Source organism: Solwaraspora sp. WMMD937 (genome assembly GCF_029581175.1).
Taxonomy (GTDB): Bacteria; Actinomycetota; Actinomycetes; order Mycobacteriales; family Micromonosporaceae; genus Micromonospora_E.
The window spans coordinates 5496256-5517386 of record NZ_CP120738.1 but is presented as its reverse complement, the minus strand read 5'-3'; the positions used below and the strand labels follow the sequence as shown (position 1 = coordinate 5517386).

The 21131-nt window shown below is 69.3% G+C and carries 16 protein-coding genes; 10 read left to right on the top strand and 6 right to left on the bottom strand.

The window, feature by feature from the left end; all coding sequences use genetic code 11:
- Positions 1-213: 213 nt before the first annotated feature.
- Entirely contained in the window at positions 214-1020 is an 807-nt protein-coding gene (locus tag O7621_RS24315; protein WP_282231397.1) for an SGNH/GDSL hydrolase family protein, read from the top strand.
- A 79-nt stretch (positions 1021-1099) separates the two neighbouring features.
- On the opposite strand, the gene O7621_RS24310 is transcribed toward O7621_RS24315, so the two are convergent.
- On the bottom strand, positions 1100-1873 hold the full coding sequence (locus tag O7621_RS24310) for a hypothetical protein (protein ID WP_282231396.1): 774 nt from the start codon (positions 1871-1873) through the stop codon (positions 1100-1102).
- Between the two features lie 245 nt (positions 1874-2118).
- Between O7621_RS24310 and O7621_RS24305 the strand changes: the two genes are divergently transcribed.
- Both O7621_RS24305 and O7621_RS24300 read left to right on the top strand, forming a co-directional pair.
- Positions 2119-3408: an IS701 family transposase gene (locus tag O7621_RS24305; RefSeq protein WP_282230471.1), complete on the top strand. Its 1290-nt coding sequence runs from the start codon at positions 2119-2121 to the stop codon at positions 3406-3408.
- 220 nt (positions 3409-3628) lie between these two features.
- Positions 3629-4312 carry a DUF1986 domain-containing protein gene (locus tag O7621_RS24300; RefSeq protein WP_282231395.1) on the top strand — a complete coding sequence of 228 codons (684 nt, stop codon included), beginning with the start codon at positions 3629-3631 and terminating at the stop codon, positions 4310-4312.
- 168 nt (positions 4313-4480) lie between these two features.
- Here O7621_RS24300 and O7621_RS24295 read toward each other — a convergent pair whose 3' ends face one another.
- Together O7621_RS24295 and O7621_RS24290 are read right to left on the bottom strand one after the other, a co-directional pair.
- Positions 4481-5080 (bottom strand): hypothetical protein, encoded by a 600-nt coding sequence (locus O7621_RS24295; protein ID WP_282231394.1) that lies wholly within the window; start codon positions 5078-5080, stop codon positions 4481-4483.
- Positions 5081-5089: 9 nt separating this feature from the next.
- Entirely contained in the window at positions 5090-6073 is a 984-nt protein-coding gene (locus tag O7621_RS24290) for a papain-like cysteine protease family protein (protein ID WP_282231393.1), read from the bottom strand.
- A gap of 512 nt (positions 6074-6585) precedes the next feature.
- Here O7621_RS24290 and O7621_RS24285 point away from each other — a divergent pair.
- Together O7621_RS24285 and O7621_RS24280 are read left to right on the top strand one after the other, a co-directional pair.
- Entirely contained in the window at positions 6586-9159 is a 2574-nt protein-coding gene (locus tag O7621_RS24285; protein WP_282231392.1) for an FtsK/SpoIIIE domain-containing protein, read from the top strand.
- A gap of 5 nt (positions 9160-9164) precedes the next feature.
- Positions 9165-10118: a hypothetical protein gene (locus O7621_RS24280; protein WP_282231391.1), complete on the top strand. Its 954-nt coding sequence runs from the start codon at positions 9165-9167 to the stop codon at positions 10116-10118.
- A gap of 10 nt (positions 10119-10128) precedes the next feature.
- Here O7621_RS24280 and O7621_RS24275 read toward each other — a convergent pair whose 3' ends face one another.
- On the bottom strand, positions 10129-11988 hold the full coding sequence (locus tag O7621_RS24275; RefSeq protein ID WP_282231390.1) for a DUF262 domain-containing protein: 1860 nt from the start codon (positions 11986-11988) through the stop codon (positions 10129-10131).
- A 311-nt stretch (positions 11989-12299) separates the two neighbouring features.
- Here O7621_RS24275 and O7621_RS24270 point away from each other — a divergent pair, with 311 nt between their 5' ends.
- The 3 genes from O7621_RS24270 to O7621_RS24260 all read left to right on the top strand — a co-directional run bounded on the left by O7621_RS24270 (position 12300) and on the right by O7621_RS24260 (position 16829).
- A complete protein-coding gene (locus tag O7621_RS24270) occupies positions 12300-12854 on the top strand; it encodes a Uma2 family endonuclease (protein ID WP_282231389.1) in 555 nt (184 codons plus the stop codon).
- Between the two features lie 77 nt (positions 12855-12931).
- Positions 12932-14257, top strand: coding sequence for an ATP-dependent 6-phosphofructokinase (locus tag O7621_RS24265; protein ID WP_282231388.1), 1326 nt, complete (start codon positions 12932-12934; stop codon positions 14255-14257).
- Between the two features lie 166 nt (positions 14258-14423).
- Positions 14424-16829, top strand: coding sequence for an XRE family transcriptional regulator (locus tag O7621_RS24260; RefSeq protein ID WP_282231387.1), 2406 nt, complete (start codon positions 14424-14426; stop codon positions 16827-16829).
- A 92-nt stretch (positions 16830-16921) separates the two neighbouring features.
- On the opposite strand, the gene O7621_RS24255 is transcribed toward O7621_RS24260, so the two are convergent.
- Positions 16922-18436 carry a cellulose binding domain-containing protein gene (locus tag O7621_RS24255; RefSeq protein WP_282231386.1) on the bottom strand — a complete coding sequence of 505 codons (1515 nt, stop codon included), beginning with the start codon at positions 18434-18436 and terminating at the stop codon, positions 16922-16924.
- 214 nt (positions 18437-18650) lie between these two features.
- Between O7621_RS24255 and O7621_RS24250 the strand changes: the two genes are divergently transcribed.
- Both O7621_RS24250 and O7621_RS24245 read left to right on the top strand, forming a co-directional pair.
- On the top strand, positions 18651-18974 hold the full coding sequence (locus tag O7621_RS24250; protein ID WP_348775329.1) for a multidrug efflux SMR transporter: 324 nt from the start codon (positions 18651-18653) through the stop codon (positions 18972-18974).
- On the top strand, positions 18971-19666 hold the full coding sequence (locus O7621_RS24245; protein WP_282231384.1) for a TetR family transcriptional regulator: 696 nt from the start codon (positions 18971-18973) through the stop codon (positions 19664-19666). Before O7621_RS24250 ends, O7621_RS24245 begins: the two co-directional genes overlap by 4 nt.
- Here O7621_RS24245 and O7621_RS24240 read toward each other — a convergent pair.
- On the bottom strand, positions 19593-20336 hold the full coding sequence (locus tag O7621_RS24240) for a hypothetical protein (protein ID WP_282231383.1): 744 nt from the start codon (positions 20334-20336) through the stop codon (positions 19593-19595). The two genes, O7621_RS24245 and O7621_RS24240, sit on opposite strands and share 74 nt — an antisense overlap.
- Positions 20337-21131 lie beyond the last annotated feature (795 nt).

Here is a 21131-nt window from a genome sequence, read left to right as displayed (position 1 = left end):
GCGTGGTCCGGCTCAGGGCGCACTCGCTCGAAAGCCTTGATGCCACAGGTGCATCTTGCTGCACCTGTGGCATCAAGCTGGAAACAGCACAGCTGCCTGCACCTCTTCCGGGGATGCAGATGTTTCGATAGCATTACCGGCTAGTAACAACCGTTACTCCCCACGGCCACGCGCGCGGCCACGAGGATCCCCCCATCCTTGTGAGGTCCGTCCATGCCCCTTCGTCCCCTGGCCCGCGCCGCCGTCGCGCTGGCCGTCACCCTCGGCGCCACCGGCGTCGGCGTCGGCGCGGCCATCGCTCCGGCGCACGCCGCACCCGCCGCCGTGCACTATGTCGCTCTCGGCGACTCGTTCTCCTCCGGCGTCGGCGCCGGCCCCTACGAGACAACCTGCCTGCGCAGCGACCGCTCGTACGCGCCGCTGTGGGCGGCCGCCAACGCGCCGGCGAGCTTCCGCTTCGTCGCCTGCGGCGGTGCGGTCACCGCCGACGTGCTCGACAACCAACTGTCCGCGCTCGACGCCGGCACCACGATGGTCACCATCACCATCGGCGGCAACGACGCCGGATTCGCCGACGTCGTGCTGAGCTGCCGGCTGGGCAGCGAGTCCTCCTGTGCCAGCGCGGTCGACCGGGCCGAACGGTTCGCCACCACCGAACTGCCCGGCCGGCTGGACGCCACCTATGCCGCTATCCGGCAGCGGGCACCGAACGCGCAGCTGATCGTGCTCGGCTACCCGCGCCTGTTCGATGAGGTCCGCTACTGCGGCCTGTTCAGCATGAGCCTGACCAAGCGATCCATCATCAACGACGCGGCGGATCTGCTGGCCGACGTCACTGCCGCCCGCGCGTCGGCTGCCGGGGCCACCTTCGTGGACACCCGGCCGCAGTTCGCCGGGCACGGCGTCTGCGCCGGCAGTCCGTGGATCAACGACTTCTCCGCGTTGATCGCCGCGTACCACCCGAACGCCGCCGGCTACCGCGACGGCTACCTGGCCGCGCTCAACACGGTCACCGGCTGACAGACGGTGCCGCCCGCCTGACGGCGCCGCGTACCTGGCGGTCCGGTCCCCGCCCGCACCACGGGGACCGGGCCGCCCGTCACGTGGCCGCCTGGTCCCGGTCGCTGTCGCCACCGCTGTCGTCGCCGGGAGTCGACCGGTTGCTGAGGAAGTAGGCGCCGAGTGCGCCAGCCAGGGTGCCGAAGACGACGACCGAGTACGCGGCCAGAATCAGCTCCATGCCTTGGGCGAACGGGTCCCGCGCAGCCATCCGCTGACCGGTGATCGTGGTAAGCGTGACGTCGTGCAGCGCCTGTGCGTAGCTCGGGTAGGAGCCGGAGACCACGAGCAGTTGGCCAGCGGCGAGGATGAGGCTCACCGTCACCGCGAAGAGCCAGGCGAGACGGTCGGTGAGCAACCGGCCGGCGGAGCGTGAACCCCGTACGGCTGCGGTGATCGCCGCACCGGCGCGGGCCGTCCGCAAGGCCAACGCCACCCGGGCGAACCGCAGCACCGGAACGGCCAGGAATAGCAACTGCCACCAGTTGCGCCGCCAGAACCGGCCCGGGTGATGTCGGCCCAACCAGGCCCGCAGCGAGAACTCGGCGACGAAGACCACCCACAACGCCCAACTGGCCGCGCCCAGCACGGCGGCCGTCGGCGGATGGGTGGTGACGAACTGGCCGATCACCAGCAGCAGGAACAGCACACCGAGGACACCGAGCGGCTTGTCGAGGCGGTCGGCGAGCCGGCGCAACATCGTGTCGCGTTCCGTGTCGTCGCGCTCAGTCTCGTCGTGCTCCGTATGGTCGCGGTTGCCGTGCCCGGTCTCCCGGCCGTCGGCGTCAGCGCCGTCGTTGTCGCCAGGTCGCATCGATCGCACTTCCGACGGTGGTCGGGACACTCCGATTACGGATACTAGTACGGCAGCCGCCATTAGGGCTGTGACCAGGTAGGACGCGTTGGCAGGGTGGTGCGACGTAGACGCAGCCGCCTGTTGATCATGTGTTTGTGAGGACAACAAGATCGAAGGCGGCTGCTGCTGCCAGGGTAGCGGCCGCCCGCGCTGAGCGCGCACGGGCCGAACTGTTGGAGCGAACGCGGTCCTGTTTCGTCCAGGTGCGGACGTGGCTGCACGCGGGCCGGTACGTGTCGGCGCTGGTCAGCAGGATGCCGAAACGCAACGGGTGGACCATCGCCGAGCATGTCGGGGATGCCACGCCGGACCGGACTCAGCGGTTGTTGAACCGGGCGGTGTGGGACGCCGAGGGTGTGGCGAGCCAGGTGCGGCGGTACGCGGCGGCCGGGTTGGACACGGCGGCCGGCCGGCGGCGTGGGTTGGTGGTGGGGGCGCTGGACGAGACCGGGCAGCCGAAGCAGGGCACCGGGACGGCCGGGGTGAAACGGCAGTACATGGGATGCGCCGGTCGGGTCGCCAACGGCATCAACACGGTCCACCTGGCCTATGTGCGGGAACGGACCGGGCACGCCCTGGTCGCCGCCCGGCAGTGGATCCCCGCCGAGCAGATCACCGACCCGGACACCGCCGCGCGGACGGGGCTGCCGACGGACACGCAGTTCCGCACGAAGGGCCAACTCGCGATCGACCTGTGCACCCACGCGTACGCCGACGGCTTGACCTTCGACGTGATCTGCGGTGACGAGGTGTACGGCGGCTGTACCGAACTGAGGGAGTTCCTCGAACAACGTGGGCAGGCGTACGTGCTGCGGGTCGCCTCCACGTTCATGATCCAGATGCCGTCCGGTGACAGGCTGGCCTGCACGCAAGCCGTCACGGGACTCGCCGGCAGGCGCGGTCGTGGCTGGCAGGTCCGCTCGGCCGGTGCCGGGTCGAAGGGACACCGCTGGTACGCGTGGGCGTGGATCGCCACCGCCTCACCCCGCCACCATCTCCTCGTGCGTCGTCACCTGGCCACCGGTGAACTGGCGTTTCACTACTGCTTCGTGCCCGAGGGGCAGCCGGTGGTCGTGTCGCGGCTGGTCCGCGCCGCCGGCCTGCGGTGGCCGGTCGAGGAATGCTTCGAGTTCGGCAAGGACCACTTCGGCCTGGACCAGTGCCAGGCCCGCCTGCACGGGGCGATCGCCCGGCACACCGTGCTGGTCATGGCCGCCCTCGCCGTCTGCGCGGTCACCGCCGCGCGGCTACGCCACCGCACCGACAGCCAGGCACCCCCACCGACCACACCCGACCAGCCGCCACCGACCGAGCCCGGACTGATCCCACTGACCGTGCCCGAGATAGGACGGCTTCTCGCTGACGCCCTCCACCACCCACAACCACCCGACCACGCCCTCAACTGGCTGACCTGGCGACGACGCCACCAGGCCCGAGCCCGCTGGTTCCACCAACGCACCCGACTCAACCGCGAATACGCCCTGGTCAACTAGCAAATGGCGGCTGCCGTACTAGGCGCATTTCGGGCTCGATGCCGGCACTACCGTCCGCTGAGGGGTTGTCGACCATGCCGGTCGGGTCCCCCCGGCCGGCTGCTATTTATGCAAGCGAATGCGCCTTGTCTGTCAATATCGTCAGCGATAAGATCATCGCCGGGGAGCTTTGATGAGTGCGACGCCAGGGCTGGGTGTCCGCTCGGTGAGGAGCACCATCTTGCGTCTCCGTCAACTATTGGCAGTGGCCGTGACGGCACTCGTCGCCGCTGTCACGACTCCGTCGACAGCCGCTGCCGCACCACAGCAGATCATCGGCGGCGACACCGTCTCGTCGGCACCCTGGGCAGCCGCTGTCTACAGCGACGGCTCGTTCAGATGCTCCGGCTCGATCATCGCCTCCCGCTGGGTGCTCACCGCCGAGCACTGCATCGGCGGCTCGATGTCGGTGCGGGTCGGCAGCGTCCATCACGCCGCCGGCGGCCAGGTGAGCGCGGTCAGCGCGACCTACTCCCAGTACGGATACCTCTACGACATCGGGCTGCTGTATCTCAGCACACCGATCAGCACCACGTACGTCACGCTCGCCACCAGCGACCCGCCGGTCGGCTCGACCAACACCATCTACGGCTGGGGCCGTACCTGCCTCAACTGTCACCTGTCGCCGCAGCTCAAAACAGCCTCGGTGCAGGTGGTGTCGGTGCGGGGCCGGGACGCGTACGAGGGACCGGCGCTGCGCAGCTCCCCGGTGACCGGCATCGCCTGGCAGGGGGACTCGGGCGGTCCGCAGTTCTACAACGGACAACAGGTCGGTGTCTGCTCGAACTCCAACGGGTCGAGCTCGCAGAACTACTCCTCGGTCGCTGCCAGCCGCGACTGGATCACCTCGATCACCGGCGTCTGACCGTCGGGCAGCTGACTGCCACGGCGGAGGTGGTCCGGTCTCCGATGGGGCGGGGACCGGACCACCTCGACCTCCGTTGTCGACGGCGAGACGGACAGAGCGTCCTTCGCGCCGCAGCTGTCCACTACAGGGCTGCGGCCAGGGACGACCAGGCGTTACTCGGCGTAGTCAGGAACCAGGTATCGTCCCAGGCGCCTCGGACGGATCGGGGGGAAGCATGGTTCGGGCCTTTTCCGTCAGGTCACTCAGGAACTCGTCTGCCGGCACCACTCGATCTTCCTTCCCGACCGGCGAGGGCTCCAACGGAATGATCAGGTCCCGTCGGGGAAGGTGCAGCCACAACGCCATCACGTACAGGGCTGGCACCCGCAGTAGACGTAGCTCGTATCGGCCGGTCCTGAGCGTGGCCAGTTTGAGCACACCCTTGAGAGCCTTGTTGGTCGACGCGACGAACGGTCCCTCGGTGAACTGCGACATCTGCTCGGTACCGTCCGCCGCGGAAGCAGTCTCGGCGCTGGCGATGGGTTGTCCAGCTTCCTCGATCAGGTACCGCCAGCCTACCGGCTGCGCGCTGTCGAGCCCATTACCAGCGATAATGTCGTCGAGGCCCAGCACATAGATCTGGTGCGGGTTGGACAACTCGAGCTGATCTTTGCGGGCGTTGCGCAGCGCCTTGGTGGAGAACTTGGAGGCGTCGGCGAACGTGCGCATCCTCGACCGGATCCGGTCGCGCACGCCGCTCGGTGGCTCGGGCATTTCGAGTGGCATGTCGATCTCCTAGCGCTGGGTCTTGTAACTGACGTTCCAGGTTCCGCTTCCCTGGTACGCGTCGCGGAAGGTGTTGTACGACACGTCGGAGTCCCCGTACCACGGGTCTGCCACGCTGACGTATTCCTCCCCATCGAGGAAAAAGCGTCCGCGGATCGCCAGGATATGCCCGCCTCCGCCCCGCCAGGAGGTATTCAATCCGATCGGGGTCGCGCTGGCCATCTCGGCTCCGATCTCGGCGGGGGTCAAGGCACGGTTTTCGCGTTGGCGCAGGACGCCGACCCGCTGCAACGCCGTGTCCGGCCACCGACCCTGGTTGCCGGGCGACACGACGCCGGGTGGCACGCAGCAGTCGTTTCGCTCGAGCTCCGCGTTGGCGAGGGTGCACTGGGTCCAGTCGGTGTTCGGGTCGTAGTAGGCCGCGAGGCTCACGGTGGCCGCCGACCAGCACCACATGTTCTGCTCCTGGCGCTGCATAGCGAAGTCGAGTCGCTGATCGATCATCGAGATGACGAACGTCTCGTGGACCCCGCCGTTAGCGTTGAACTGGCAGTTGACGCGCCCGCCGCCGTTGTCGGTGGAGGTGGTCACGCCGGTGCCGTTCATCCGGAGAAACACGTTGGAGGTGAGGGTGGACTCGAACGAGAACGCGTCGCCCGCGTGGGGGTGGAGCCGGAACCTCTCGGCGGAACCGCCGTTGGCGTTGAACTGCGCGTTGACCAGTCCGCCACCGTCTGCGGTCTGTGCCGTCACGCCTCGGCTGTCCATTCGAAGCCACACGTTTGGGAAGGCGGCCGACTCGAACGAGTACGTGCCGTCGGCCTGTCGGCGAATCTTGAACCTTTCGTAGGGTCCGGGCGTTTCGGCGCTGAACTGGCAGTTCACCAGTCCGCCACCGTCCGCGGTCTGTGAGGTGACCCCTCGACCATCAAGGCGGAGATAGACGTTCGGGAAAGCCGTCGATCGAATCGTGATCGGGGTCTCGTCGATCACGGCAAGATCGGCCGCTGACAAGGGCATGAGTGTCTCCAATCCGTGTTGCGATGCCGAAGAAGCTCTCGTCGGCGCAACTCATGGCAAGGCGTCATAACTATAGATCACCTCGCGATTACCTCAAGTGTCCGGAGCGCGACTGTTAAGGGGTTGACAAACGAGGGTTTGAAACAATGCTACGGTTGTTAACCGTTCCGCTTTTTCGGTGTTCAGAAGGCAAGTTGTGATGTGCTGGGCGATCGTACGAATTGCCGCCAAAGGCCGGCCAGTGTCCGGGCTCGCTGCGGTCGATCGCCGGGCGACGCCGTACGACGCGACCAGGCCACCCGACGCCTCGCGTCACGACACCCGCCGGCTCGACCGGCCAGCGCATCGCCGTACCGGCCCGGGTCGGCGACCCACAGTCGATTCGGATAGTGTTTTCCCGACTACCCGAGGGCAGGTGGGGTGCGGGTGAACGATCGATGCGGGGCACTGGCGCAGGCGGGCGGGGCACTGCTGAGGACGGTGGGATGAGCTTCGGTGCCGCGTACCGTCGGGCGGTCGCCGCCCACCGGCAGGCCGTGACCCATCTGACCACCGCGCGATCGGCCATCGCGGACAGCCCGGCACCGCCGCCACCGGACCTCGGCGACGTCACCGAACGGCTGCGCCACGTCGGCGAAACCCTCACCACCGGCGCGACCAGCGCCACCCAGGACCTGTCCGCCGGCCCAGCCCCGGTGCGGGTCGGCATGGCCCGCCCGGTCGGACTGGCCGGCACGGGCGACCCGGTCGAATTCCCGGCGCTGGTGCCGCTCGGTGCCGGCGCGCATCTGGCCATCGACGCCGACGCCCGCCAGCCACGGATCGCCGCCCTGCTGCGCAGCCTCGTCGTGCGGCTGCTCGCCGCCGCCCCACCCGGCACGGTACGGGTGACCGCGCTGGACACCACCTCGATGGGCGCCACCTTCCTGCCGCTGCGCCCGCTGGTCGAAGCCGGCGTGCTGGCGGCACCGGCCGCCACCGACGCCGAAGCCAAGGAACGCCTCGACGACGCCGACCAGCACGTACGCGCCGCCCAGGCCCGCACCGGCGGGCAGCCGGGGGAGCTGCTGGTGGTGGTCGCGGCGGCGCTGCCGGACAGCCGCGCCGAGCTGATGCGCCTCGCCGCGCTCACCCACGCCGGCACCGCCGCCCGGGTCTGCGTGATCGTCGCCGGCTACCCGCCGACCGGCACCGGAGCGCAGCCGCCGACGCTCGGCCCGACCACCCAGTTGCGACTCGACGGCAACCGGGGCTGGGTCGGCGACCCACCCGGCCAGCCGTTCAGCTCCGACGGCACCGGGCTGGCCGCCCCCGTCGCCCTCGACGGCGACCCGCCGGCCCGGGTCGTGCAGGCCCTCGCCGACCGGCTCGGCGAGATCCACCGGCGCGGCTCCGCACTCGACTTCGCCGACCTGCTGCCGCCCCGGATCTGGACCGAGACCGCCGGCACCGGCCTGCACACCGTCGTCGGCCGGGCCGGCCGGGAGCCGGCGATCCTCGCCTTCGACGACGTCACCCCGCACTGGCTGGTCGGCGGGCGCACCGGCTCCGGCAAGACCGTCTTCCTGCTTGACCTGCTGTACGGCCTGGCCGCCCGCTACCCGCCCGACGAGTTGGCGCTCTACCTGCTCGACTTCAAGGAAGGGGTCAGCTTCACCGAGTTCGTGCCGACCGGCCGCGACCCGTCGTGGATCCCGCACGCCCGCGCCGTCGGCATCGAATCCGACCGGGAGTACGGCGTCGCCGTGCTGCGTGAGCTGCGCCGCGAGCTGAACCGGCGGGCGTCGGCGATGAAACGCCACGGCGTGACGAAGCTGGCCGACCTGCCCCGCGACGGCGCTCCGACGCCGCGTACCGTCGCCGTGATCGACGAGTTCCACGTGTTGTTCGACGGTAACGACTCGGTCGCCCGCGAGGCCGCCGCCCTGCTGGAGGAGCTGGCCCGCAAAGGCCGGTCGTACGGCGTACACCTGGTCCTGGCCAGCCAGAGCATGTCCGGCATCGAAGCCCTCTACGGCAAGACCGACTCGATCTTCGGCCAGTTCCCGCTGCGGGTGGCGCTGCCCGGCGGCAACGGCGTCCTCGACCCGCTCAACCAGACCGCCGGCGGGCTGCCGGTCGGGCAGGCGATCGTCAACGCCTCGGCCGGCATCGCCGGCGCCAACACGGTCGTCCGGTTCCCGGACGCGCACGGCGGTGCCCGGCGGATCGCCGCGCTGCGCCACGAGCTGTGGCAGGCCCGCGCCGCCGGCTCCCGGCCACCGGCGATCTTCAAGGGGTACGAGGCGGCGCACCTCGACGGCGACCCGACGTACCGCTCACTGGCCCCCGGCGGGCGGCGCCCGCTGGCGCTGGTCGGCCGGCAGGTCGACGTGGATCTGACGTCGGCGGTGTTCCCGCTGGACGCCACCCCGGGCCGGCACATCGCGGTGGTCGGCACCACCGGCCACGCCGCCGACGTTCTGCACGCCGCCACGGTCAGCCTGGCCCGGCAGGAGCCGCCCGGCCACGCCCGGTTCCTGTTCGCCCCGCTGGTCGCCTCCGCCGACGAGGTCGCCGATGAAACGGCCGACGCGTTGCATGCCTTCGGGCATTCGATCACCCGGTTGACCGCCGCCGAGCTGCGCGAGGAGCTGCGCCGACTGGCCACCCCGGACGTTGCTACGCCGACCGACGGCGGGCGGACGTACCTGGTGGTGTTCGGGATGGACGCCGCCGCCGGGGTGCTCGGCGCGAAGGACGACATGTTCAAATCCGGACTGGACGACCTGCAGGTGGTGCTGCGTCAGGGGCCCGGCCACGGCGTACACCTGCTGGGTTGGTGGCGTGGGCTGCGCCGGCTCGCCGACGACCTGGGCGGCTCACACAACCGCGACGACCTGGCCTGCCTGGTGGCGATGAACGTGCCCGGCGGTGAGCTGGGCTCCTACCTGGGCACCCACGACCTGGCGTACCGGCCACGGCCGAACCGGGCGCTGCTGATCGACCGGCACGACCAGCGGACCCGGCTGATCGTGCCGTTCGCGTTGCCCGGCCGCGAGCTGGACGAGGAGGGCTGAGCGCGGTGAGCAGCGACTTCGACGAGTACGCCGCCCTGGCCCGGCACCTGCACGAGCTGCACCGCACCGGCCAGGCCGGTGCGGCGCAGCACCAGACGCGCCGTCAGCGGCTCACCGGGTACGCCGATCAGCTCGGCCAGCGGCTGTACGCCCAGTGGCAGCGGCTGGCGGCGATCGCCCAGGCCGCTGGCGAGCAGGCACCGCCCGCGCCGCCGCCGATCGCGGCGACCCCGGCCGCCGGCTCCGCACCGGGCCAGCGACAGTCCGGCGGGTACGGCGCCTCGCCGGCCGGTGTCCCGTGGCCACCGCCTCCGCCGCCACCGCCGGGGCCGGCGGTGCCGGGGCCGGCCGGGCTTCCTCCGCCGCCACGCCGCCCCGAGCTGGCCACCGGCGAGCAGCGGGTGCCGCTGCCGACTGGGGCCTCCGGGCCGCCTGCCCAGGCCGGGTCGGTACAGCCGTACGGCGGCGGCGCGGGCGCCGCCGGCCCGGTGCCGGTGGCACCGGTCTCCGGCGACCCGGCTGCGGCAGGCGGGTTCCCGCCGGACGCCGAGCAGGAGCTGGAGGCGGCCCGCCGGCAGCTCGACGAGGCCGACGCCGCCGCCACCGAGGCGGAGCAGGCCGCCGGCCGCCCGCCGCTGCTGCCCGGCTGGTCACCGCTGGCCCGGGCGGTCACCGTCTACCTGGGGTTCGCCGCCGCCGTCGCCGTCCTGCAGTTCGGGTTCTTCCTGAACCCGGTGACCGCCGGCGTCGACTACAGCACCAAGTGGATCTGGTCCTGCGCCGGCTTCCCGGCGACCGGCTTCTTCGCCGCGTACTTCGTGATCAGCAAGTGGGGCACCGCCCGGCTGGAAACCGACGGCGGCCCCCGGTTCCCGAAGCTGGGTTTCCTGATCAGCTTCGCCGGTGCCGCCGTCTCGATGCTCCTGCTGCTGGTCTTCCTCCAACTCGACGAGTTTTGAGGCGATTCGGTCAGGAACCGCCATTTGCGACGGCGAGAAGGTCGTCGGGGTTCCAGACGTGCTTGGCGATGGCCTGATAGAGCTTACCTCGTTCGATGATGTCGGCTGCCTTGAACTCTTCGTGCGCCCTAAATGGGAGGCCACTGGACTTGATGAAGGCGAGGAAGCCCGGGTTCTTCTCGTAGGTTTGGGGGTCGAGGCTGGCGGCAAGCAGGTTCTGGCTGTAATAACGGGGCCGCTTCATGACGTATGTGTCGTCGCCGTAGCTCGCGTTGAATTGTTTGGGTAGCAGGAGCAGATCGCCGATGCGGTTGCGATGACGAGCAAAATCAGCCTCGTGGGTGAATTCGTCGATATGGCGCGACGCGTGATCGGCCCACACGTGCTCCACCTCGTACTTCACGTTCGAGTCGTTGGTCAATTCGATGTAGTTGGACGCTTGATTTGAGCCGACGGTGATGTAGTCGGTTATTCTGGCGAGGATCTTATGGATTTGACTGCGGTTCTGTTGGTGGACGTAGAGGTCTTCGTTGCTGTCGAAGGTTTCGGCAACCCCCGTCAGGTAAGTGTGCAGAAATTGTCCGAGTTCCTCGACGCCCAATCTGCGGATGCCACGCATTACCGTAAACATCGCGTACTGCATTGTCGAGTAGGCGGTGGTGCGAAAGTTCCAGATGCGCCGGGCAAGCAGGATGTCGGCGAACCGGCCGACCAGTTCCAGCTTGCGGTTAATGGTGGCGAGGTCGTCTTCGATGTTTAGCGGTGCAAGCAAAAGCTGGTCTTGGAGTGTGAATCGGTGATCGGAATTGTAGCGGATGAAGCGTAGTGGGCTGGTGGGGTCAAACGAGCCCCGAGTGGCTTCGATGATGCGTTCATACTGGTGGCTGTAGAAGTCGAAATCAATGTGGATGAAGTCGTAGAAGGCGTTCCTGCTTGTCAGCCCGATACGCTCACTGTCGCCGCGGAGCCATCGGTGAAACTCGGTGCCGATCCGATCCCAGTTCTCTGGGCGGGCGTTCCTCTTGCGCTCACGGATTCTTGTCGAGTACTGGCTACGCAACCAGTTCTTCAAAAAGTCGGAGCTGGCGTCCTCGCTCTTGTCGTCGAGCTCACGCAAGCGCCTGCGCCAGAGATCGTTGGCCTTGGTGCGCGGTTCGCCGTCCTCTACGTTGGCGAGCAGGTACCCCTTGAGCATGTCGGCTGGGGTGAGGCGCAGGCCACGGTCGTTCATGGTCTCGAAGATTGCATAGGCATCATCGTCATCGTACGCCGTGATCTGTACCAGCTGCACGCGGTCCTTCAGCCAGTCGATGAAGTAGGGCAATGTCTTGCGGCGTAGCTCCTCGGGGAACAGTCCTTCGAGTTCCTGGTAGCGTGCGACAAGTGTATGCACCGATGTCGGGTCGTCGGGCTTGGGATTGTAGGCGCCGTGACCGAACAGTGCCTTCATGCATTCCGTGCGGTCACCCACATCGAGGTTAAAAGATTTCTCGCCATACATCTCGGAGTAAATCAGTGGGTCGACGTCGACCTTGTCGCTGCGGTCAGCCTGGAGGCGACGGAGGAAGGTGAGAAGGAGAGTGAGGCTCGTCAAACGTTGTTGGCCATCGACGATGAATGGCCGATTTTCCTTCTGTGAGATGATGATGGAGCCAAGGAAGTATCCAGGGTAATTCGCGACGTCCTTGCGGACGTGTCCAGCATCATAGAGATCCAGGAACTTGGTCGTCAGATCCGCGACGAGTTCGGTGATCTGCTTGGATTCCCAGCGGTATTCGCGCTGGTAGTAGTCGATCTCGTACTTTTTATTGGCCAGCACCTCGTTGATGGTCTTTGCTCCACCCTCGATGCTGCGGTCAACGGTAGCCAAGATATACCCTTCGCGTTTCCGGCGACGAGGTCGTCGATCAAAATTTCCTGGTCACGACCGCCAGACGGCCGTGGTCGGCGTTTTTCACCAGCCAGCTCCCCACTGCACCGCGATGCGTAAAGTTCCGTCAGAACGTGTCACGGGCAGAGTAGGCGGGAGATTACCTGCCGTTGTGTGTCTGTATCAAGGGAGTGCTGACAGCGACATCGGTTGGGGGTAGGGCCCGATGGTGCTGGCGAGTGGGCTGACGTGCGCCGACCGCGACGCACTGTGTCGGTCAGTGTCCTCGGGTGGTTGGTAGGATCGGCACCATGACCAAGCCCGTGCTCGCCTACCGATGGAGCCAGAGCGAGTTTCTGCGCGCCTCGGAAGCGGGGGCGTTCGACCACCGGGTGGAGCTCGTCGAAGGAGAAATCTGGCCCGTGGTGATCGGATCATGGCACGGTGACACGGTCGGTCAGTTGCTGGCGACGCTGCCGCGAGACGGGGTGCGGGTGACGACCGCGACCCTGCCGACCGGGGAGTCGCTTCCCGACCCGGACTGCTGGGTGCGTCGCGTCGATGCTGGTCCGATCGGGATGGTCGGGTCGCGGTTGTCGGTCTGGGCCGCCGTCGATGTGTTGCTCGTGGTCGAGGTCGCCGACGAGACGATGATCCAGGATCTCAACGTCAAGACCAGGCTGTACGGCCAGGCAGGCTATCCGGTGTACTGGGTCGTCACCCAGCGGGCGGTCTACGAACACACCGGGCCCATCTCGACCGGTTACCGGACCCGGGTCGAGTACCTCCCCGGGGAGCGCATCCCGGTCCCGTACGCCGGCATCGAGCTTGCCGTCGACGACCTGATCGCCCCGCCCGCCACCTGAGCGGATCGCTGTGGTCCGACCGGCCGACGGTGCCGTTCGGTAACGCCGTTGAAAACAACCGCCGGGACCATGGGTGGATGGCCGACGAGCCGGTGCGACTGGAGATCCGGACGCTGGGCGGGTGCCTGTTCGACTCGCCGCTGGCCCGACTGCTGCTCGGGCGCAACACCAGCTGGCACTACGTCGACGAGTCCGACCGGGTGCTGCTCGACGACACCGTCGGGATGCTCACCGGCCGGGGTCTGCCCATCGACGAGCTGCCCAGCCTGGAGCCGGGCGGACCGCGACAGAAGATCTTCTTCGAGCCGGCCCGGACCCGGGTCGGGATCGTCACCTGCGGTGGGCTCTGCCCGGGCCTGAACAACGTCATCCGGGCCCTGGTGCTGGAGTTGACCGCCGGCTACGGGGTGCGGCAGATCGTCGGCTTCCGCAACGGCTATCAGGGGTTGGTCGCCCGGCACGGCCATCCGGTGGTGCCGTTGACGCCGGCCGTCGTCGACCGGATCGACGAGTACGGCGGCACGATCCTCGGTACGTCGCGGGGCAACCAGGACCCGGAGGAGATCGCCGACACCCTCGACGAGCTCGGCATCGACATCCTGTTCGTGATCGGTGGCGACGGTTCGATGCGCGGCGCGTCGAGGATCACCGAGGTGCTCGCCCGTCGGGGCCGGCCGGTCGCCGTCGTCGGGGTGCCGAAGACGATCGACAACGACATTCCGTACATCGATCAGAGTTTTGGTTTTCAGACGGCGGTCGCGCACGCCACCGAGGTGATCCGGGCCGCCCATGTGGAAGCCACCGCGTTCCCCGGCGGGATCGGGCTCGTACAGCTGATGGGCCGGCACTCGGGTTTCATTGCCTGCTACGCGGCCCTGGCCACCCACGACGCCGATTTCGTCCTGGTGCCCGAGGTGCCGTTCGCTCTGGACGGCCCGGGTGGCCTCCTGGCGCGCCTGCGCCGGCGGGTCGCCGACCGGGGGCACGCGACGGTCGTCGCCGCCGAGGGCGCCGGCCAGGAGCACCTGGCCGGCGAACCCGTCGGGCACGACGCGTCCGGCAATCTGCGGCTGCACGATTTCGGCCGCTACCTGCGGCAGCGGATCGTCGAGGACTTCGCCGACGCCGGGCGCGAGGCGAGTGTGAAGTACATCGACCCGAGCTACACGATCCGTGGGGTGCCGGCGAACCCGTACGACAGTGTCTACTGTATCCGGTTGGCCCATGCGGCGGTGCACGCGGCGATGGCCGGTCGCACGGACCTGGTGGTGGGTCGGTGGCGGGGCAGGTTCGTGCATGTGCCGATGCCGCTGGCGGTGAGCACCCGTAACCAGGTCGACCCGCACGGCGACCTCTGGCTGTCGGTCCTGGAGGCCACCGGCCAGCCGCCCTCGATCTCCTGACTCGAGCGGCTGGGAGCCCATGCCGGCGCGGGCCGGGTTCCGGCGACTCGTCACTGTTTTGTCACGACTGCGATCACACTCTGTGCATATTGTCGCCGATTCTAGTTACGTAGAGGTGGCAGCACGCACGTCATGTGCGCCAGGGCGTTGGGTGGGTTGGGAAGCCATGGCTACCAGTCAGGTGCAGAATGACCAGTTCGGGGATCTGCTCCGGGCCCTCCGCCTGCAGCGGAGACTGACCCAGGAGGAGCTTGCCGAGGCGGCGGGTTCCAGCGTCCGTGGCATCCGGGAGATGGAACGGGGCCGGGTGCGCAGCCCACAACGACGGACGGTGGTGCTGCTCGCCGACGCCCTGCGGCTGGCCGGGTCGGACCGGGACCGTTTCGTCGCCCTGGCCCGGGCCGAGCGGCAGCCGCACGACGGCGGCACGGTGCCGCCCGACCGCCCGACGGTGACCGTACCCGGGGAACTGCCCTCCGCGGTCCCGGACCTGGCCGGCCGGACGGAGATCCTGCAACGGCTCGCGGCGCTGGCCACCGAGGTTGCCGCCGGGCGTTCGGACACCGCCTCGGTGGTGGTGTTGCACGGGCCGCCGGGGATCGGTAAGACCAGTCTCGCCGTGGTGGCCGGACATCGGCTCAGCGGTGCCTTCGCCGGCGGCCAGCTCTTCGTCGACCTGCAGAGCGCTTCGCCGGACGGCCCGGTCGACCCGGCCGAGGCGCTGGCCGGACTGCTGCGGTCGCTCGGGGTGCCGGACAGCAGGGTTCCGGCGTCGTCGGCCGAGCGGGGCGGACTGTTCCGTACCCTGACCCGGGACCGGTCGCTGCTGGTGATCCTGGACAACGCCGCGAACGAGGCACAGGTACGCCCACTGCTGCCGGCCGGCCGGGAATGCCTCGTGCTGGTGACCTGTCGGCGTCCGCTGGCCGGCCTGGCCGGTGCGGTCCGTCAGCCGCTCGACCTGCTCGCCCCGGCGGCCGGCCGGGCGCTGCTCGCGGCGATCGTCGGTGCCGACCGGATCGGCGCCGAACCGGCCGCCGCCGACCAGCTCGTCACGCTCTGCGGTCGGCTGCCGCTGGCCGTCCGGATCGCCGGAAACCGGCTCGCCAGCCGACCACAGTGGTCAGTCGGTTGGCTGGTGGACCTGCTCCGCGACGAGCGTCGGCGGCTGACCTTGCTCACCGCCGGGGACCTCGGGGTCCGCTCGGCGTTCGCGGTCTCGTACCGGCAACTGGACCCGGTGACCGCGCGGGTGTTCCGGCGGGCCGCGCTGGTCGCCGGCGGCGACTTCGCACCCGCGCTGGTCGCCGTCGTGGCCGGCATCGACGAGGAGACCGCGGCGGCGGCCCTGGAGGAGCTGGTCGAGGCGGGTCTCCTGCTGACCCTGGGCGACCGGTACCAGTTCCACGACCTGGTTCAGCTCTACGCCCGGGAACGCCTCGACGCAGAGGAGGCCCCGACCCACCGGACGAGCGCGCACGACCAGCTGGTCGGCTGGCTGCTGCGACGTACCCGGCAGGCCGGCGCACTGTTCGAACCGGCCGCCGCCCGGTGCGCCGACTCCCCGTTCGACGACGACCGGGCGGCGGCGTACTGGCTGGACCGGGAGTCCGGCAACTGGCTGGCGGCGCTGCGCGACGCCGCCCGGCGCGGTCGGCACACCGAGGTGGTCGCGGTCGCCAGGGCACTGCACTGGTACTCCGACGCCAACAGTCACCGGCACCCCTGGGACGAGATCTTCTCGCTGGGAGTCGCCGCCGCCCGGGCCGCTGGAAGCCCTAGCGACGAGGCCGTACTGCTGAACTGCCTCGGCTGGGCCCGGTACTTCTGTCAGGACCGCAACGTCGACGGCCTGGCCGCGCTGGCCCGGGCGCTGGAACTGGCCCGGCGGATCGGGGACCGCCGCGAGCAGGCGTGGGCGTTGACCTACACCGCCGCGATCCTGGTCCGGACCGGCCGGGCCGGGGCGGCCGTCGACCACAGCCGCCGAGCGGTGGGCCTGTTCCGCGAGATCGGGTACGCCCTCGGCGAGCAGAGCGCGGCGAGCGCGCAGGGCGGGGCGCTGGCCGCGCTCGGCCGGTTCGCCGAAGCAGCCGAGTTGCACCGCGGCGTGCTGGCGTTCCACGGCCGGGGCACCGGGCTCAGCCGGACCGGCGCGGCGGTGGCCCGGGCCGGCGCGATGATGAGTCTCGGGGCGGCGCTGGCCGGCATGGGCCGGCTGCGTGACGCCGCCGACCAGTACGCCCGCGCCCGGCGGGTGTTCCACCGGTGCGGTGCGACGTTCAGCGAAGCCAACGCCGTGCACCGGTACGGGCTCGCGCTCGCGTCGTTGGGCGAGGCCCACGCGGCGGCCGAGGCGCTGCGGGCGGCGCTGGACCTGTACGCGGCACTGTCCTGCCCGTGGTGGGAGGCGCAGACCTTGTCCGCGCTCGCCGCTCTGGCCGGCGCGGCGTCGGACCCGGCCGCCGCGCGCCTGCTGCGCCAGCGGGCGCTCGACCGGTGCGGTGAACTGGACGCCCCGCAGGTGCGGACCCTGCGCGCCACCCTGCGACGGGAACTGGCCGGGTCCTGACCGGGATTCTGATCCGCGCCGAGATGCTGATCCGCCTCGAAGGGGACCGGGCCCCGCCGCGATTCGGCGGGACCCGGTGTCGGTGGACAGGGTCAGTTGCAGGTGGTCCCGTTGAGAGTGAACGGCGCCGGGACGGTGGGGGAGCCGTCCGCGGTGAAGCCGAAGTTGACGGCACCGCCGGTCGGGATGGCGGCGTTGTGGTTCTCGTTGGTGACGGTCACCGCCGATCCGGTCTGCTGGAAGACGCCGTTCCAGTGACCCTGCAGGAGCTGCCCGCCGGGGAAGGTCCAGCCCACCGACCAGCCGTTGACGGCCGGGCCGTCGTTGTAGACGGTGACGCTTGCGGTGTAGCCGGTGCCCCACGACTGGGTGACCACGAAGGAGACCCGGCAGCTGCTGGCGATCGCCGTCGCCGGCACGAGGTTGCCGTAGTCGTCGCGGGCGGTGGCGAAGTCCTGGAACCCGAAGCCCGGGCCGGCCGACCGGGTGGTGGTGCCGGCGGCGAGGACGGTGCCGTCGGGGTTGACGAAGTAGACCGGGCCGCCGCTGTCGCCACTCCGGGCGGAGTCCTGGCCGTCGAGCTGGGTGGCCTCGACGAGGTCCTCGATATCGTCGTAGTGGTAGTCGACCCGCAGGTTGCAGATGGGTCCGCCGAGCACTCCCGCCGAGGTGTACCCGGACTGGCACAGCAGCTGACCGGGGAAGACCTCGGTCCAGCCGACCACTTCGGCGCGGACCTCGTCGTGCTGACCGCCGACGTAGATGTGGCCGCCGGGTGCCGACGTCGAGATGATCATCGTGTCGTGGTCGTCGTTGCTGTCGACCGCGTAGCCGACCAGCGTGCCGGTGCCGGTGGTGGTGTCCCAGCCGGTGTGCCAGGCCGAGCCGATCGACCCGCAGTGTTCGGCGGTGAGGATGTAGCCGGCGGTGGTGTCCGCGTCACGTACGCCGAAGCCGGCCGTACACCAGGGCGTGGTGGGCCCGATGCCGGCCCCGCCGTCGAACGGTGCGGCGTCGTCGGTCCGCGACCGTTCGACCAGCTGGTCGCGTTCGACGAAGGTGGTACGGACACCGGTCTCCGGCAGCGTCGGCAGCTCGGTGCTCGAGCTGTAGTCGACGCCGATCTCGATGCCGGTGCCGTCGGTACGCAGCCGGACCGAGTGGCTGGCGTCGGTCGGGTCGGCCTCCACCACCGGGGCGATCCGGGCGGCTGCCGTACGCAGTTCGGCGCGGGAGTAGGTGGCGTCGGCCACCTCGACCGGCGCGGTGCGGCGGGCGGCGGCGACGGCTGCGGCGATGTCGGCGGGTGGCTCTCCCTTCCACCACAGGGTGACCTGGTCGTCGACCAGGCCGATGCCGGCGTAGCCCCGGCCCGGCGCACGGTCGACCGCAGTGCGGATGACGTTGGCCGCGTCGACCAGCGGAGCCTGGGCGACCATCCGGTCCAGGGTCGGTGCCGGGATGAGGTCGAGGATGGACTCGGTGGTCCCGGCCGGCTCCGGCTGGTGGGCCTCGGCGTTGGCGGAGGTGGGACCGGCGAGCGTGGTCGCGCCGACCATCGCTGCGACGACCACCGCAAGGGTGGTCACTTTTCGAACTGATGCCATGACGCTCAGTCAAGCAACGTCTGATGTGGGGTGACAGGCAGGACGCCCGGCAGGAGTCGACCTGCCGGGCGTCCTGCCGGTAGTTGCGTACCGGCTCATGGCCGGGCCGATCCGTGCGGTAGCTGCTCATCCGGCGGTCGACCGGGGATATCCGCTGCCGGCCCACCCGTTTCTTGTACGGTTGTACATGTACGTGTGTACAAGAACGGAGACGATCATGGCGTACGTGTTCCTCGCTGCCGCGATCACCGCCGAGGTGATCGGGACGAGTCTGCTCAAGTCGACCCACGGGTTCACCCGGCTGTGGCCGACGCTCGCCCTGGTCGCGGCGTACGTCACCGCGTTCGCCTGCCTCGCCCAGGCGGTGAAGACGATCCCGGTCGGTGTCGCGTACGCGCTGTGGGCCGGGCTCGGCACGGCGGCCATCGCCGCGATCGGCGCGGCGTTCCTGGGTGAGCCGTTGACCCTGGCGAAGGTGACCGGGATCGGGCTGGTCATCGCCGGTGTGGTGGTGCTCAACCTGGGCGGTGCCCATTGACCGCCGACCCCGGTGGCGCGGCCCACAGCCAGGACCGCCGCCCGGCCAGCAGCCCGGCTCCCGGCTCGTCCGGCGGCCGGGACGGCCGGGCGGTGCGGCCCCGGGATCCGGAGGGTCGCCGCCGGGCGCTGGCCGCCGCCACTCTGGAAGTGGTCGCCGAGGTCGGGATCGGGCGGACCACGCACCGGGCGGTCGCCGCCCGCGCCGGTGTCCCGCTCGGGGCGACGACCTACTACTTTCCGACCCTGGCCGATCTGATCGTGGCCGGGCTGCGGCAGGCACAGACGGACGTCGAGGCCGAGTTGCGCCGCTGGGCCGATCAGCTCGGCGACGGTACCGACCTGCCGGCCCGGCTCACCGGGCTGATCGGCGAGTACCTGGCCGACCGGGGCCGGGCGCTGACCGAACTGGAGCTGTACCTGGCTGCAGCCCGCAGCCCCGAGCTGCGGCCACTGGCCCGTGCCTGGCGGGACCGTCTCTGCGAGATCCTGACGCCGCTGACCGGCGACCGCGCGGCGTACGCGGTCGCCGTCTTCGTCGACGGTGTCCTGCTGCAACACTTCGCCATCGGTGAGCCGCTGGACACCGCCGCCGTCGAATCGTCGATCGCCGCTCTGGTCAGGTCGGATCAGCCGGCTGCTGCTCGTGGTCGTCGGGCTGCTGCTGGTCGGCTGGCTGCCCGTCCGGGGTGACGGCGGCCGGCCCGTCCGGGGTGACGGCGGCTGGCTGGTCGTCCGGCTCGGCGGCGATCATCGTGGTGGTGTCGTCGATCAGGTCGGCCAGGCCGGCCGGGCTGAGTCCTTCGTCGGTGACCAGGGCGACGACGAGCAGTGTCTGTGCGGTGATGGTTTCGGCGGTGGCGGGCAGGGTGTCGTGTTGGCCGAGGGCGGCGTACATCAGGGTTTCGGCCACGGTCGGGTCGATGGCGGTGCCGGCGGGGTCGAAGCGTTCCCGGACGCTGGCGACGAAGCGGATCGCCGCGGCCGGTTCGCCGGGCCGGAAGCGTCGTTCGGCGGTGAGGACGAACAGTCCGCTGAGCAGGTCGAGGTATTCCTGCCACTGGTTGTCGTCGAAGCGGGCGAGTTGGCGTTCGTGTGCGCTGGTCTGCCCGGCAACCAGGTAGGTCAGGGCGGCGCGAGTCCGCGTACGCCGGCCGGTGGCTGCCGTGCGGCGGCGTCGGCACCGTCGCCGGGCGGATCGCCGTCGGTGTCGGCGGTGGCGTGGGGTGGGTGCTGGTGAGCGGGCGTCGTGCGGCGAGCCGGCGTAGCCGCTGCTGCGGCGGGTCGTAGCCGTTGGCGAGGGCGTTGAAGTAGCGGTCGATGGCCACGGTGCCGATGCCGAGGCTGCCGCTGAGCTGGTCACGGCGCAGTGGCGGCTGCCGCGCCAAGCCGCCTATCAGCGTCCTGACTCGCAGTTTTCAACATCGCAATGATTCTGTCAGACGCGCACTAAACAAGTTGCCAGCGCTAGCCGATCCGAGACCTGCAGTCGTCGTTGCCGGTCTGTGGCCAACCTAGACCTCGATGCTTGCGTCTTCTTGCGCTGTCGGATAGTCTCATGTCATGTAATTGGCGGGGGTAATTTCCAATGAGTTGCAAATGCTTAGGTGCTGCCGCGCTTCAACGCCACCCCCGTCCACGTCGCTCGGTGCGGATCGGGAGGTGATTGTCTCGTAAGATTCCTGCCGCCGAATGGTTCGGCTGTTGCGTGGACGCTGAAACGTGCCGCGTCTCCGGTCTGCTACTTGCCTGCGCCCGGCCAAGTTTCGCCACTGATTGCGATGATCTTGCTGGTAGCCTAATCGAGAGCTGGCACAATTGAATTGGAGGCAAATTGGGGATCGCGTACCTTTCTGGCCGTTCTGTCCGTGGACTCCTGGCTGCGTTGAGTCTTGGCGTTATCGCAGTTCTCGCATTGCCATCTCCTGGGGTGGCATACAGTTGGGGTACGCTCACTGTGTACTCGGGAAGTGTAGCTCAAGGGGCGGGGTATGGGTCATGGTCGATGCAGGGAAGCCTTTCGAATGGTGACGGCTACCTCATCGATTATCAAGCAACCGGAGAGTCGATCTACTACCGCGTAAGCACCGACGGTTCGAGCTGTAACTGGAGTTGCCCAGGAAGGTCTTGGAGCTACGCCTACAAGGAAAGTACGAGG

Bases quoted from the DNA above. Each gene is read 5' to 3' on its own strand.
- O7621_RS24315 (WP_282231397.1), top strand. From the start codon at position 214: ATGCCCCTTCGTCCCCTGGCCCGCGCCGCCGTCGCGCTGGCCGTCACC.
- O7621_RS24310 (WP_282231396.1), bottom strand. From the start codon at position 1,873: ATGCGACCTGGCGACAACGACGGCGCTGACGCCGACGGCCGGGAGACC.
- O7621_RS24295 (WP_282231394.1), bottom strand. From the start codon at position 5,080: ATGCCACTCGAAATGCCCGAGCCACCGAGCGGCGTGCGCGACCGGATC.
- O7621_RS24285 (WP_282231392.1), top strand. From the start codon at position 6,586: ATGAGCTTCGGTGCCGCGTACCGTCGGGCGGTCGCCGCCCACCGGCAG.
- O7621_RS24270 (WP_282231389.1), top strand. From the start codon at position 12,300: ATGACCAAGCCCGTGCTCGCCTACCGATGGAGCCAGAGCGAGTTTCTG.
- O7621_RS24265 (WP_282231388.1), top strand. From the start codon at position 12,932: ATGGCCGACGAGCCGGTGCGACTGGAGATCCGGACGCTGGGCGGGTGC.
- O7621_RS24260 (WP_282231387.1), top strand. From the start codon at position 14,424: ATGGCTACCAGTCAGGTGCAGAATGACCAGTTCGGGGATCTGCTCCGG.
- O7621_RS24255 (WP_282231386.1), bottom strand. From the start codon at position 18,436: ATGGCATCAGTTCGAAAAGTGACCACCCTTGCGGTGGTCGTCGCAGCG.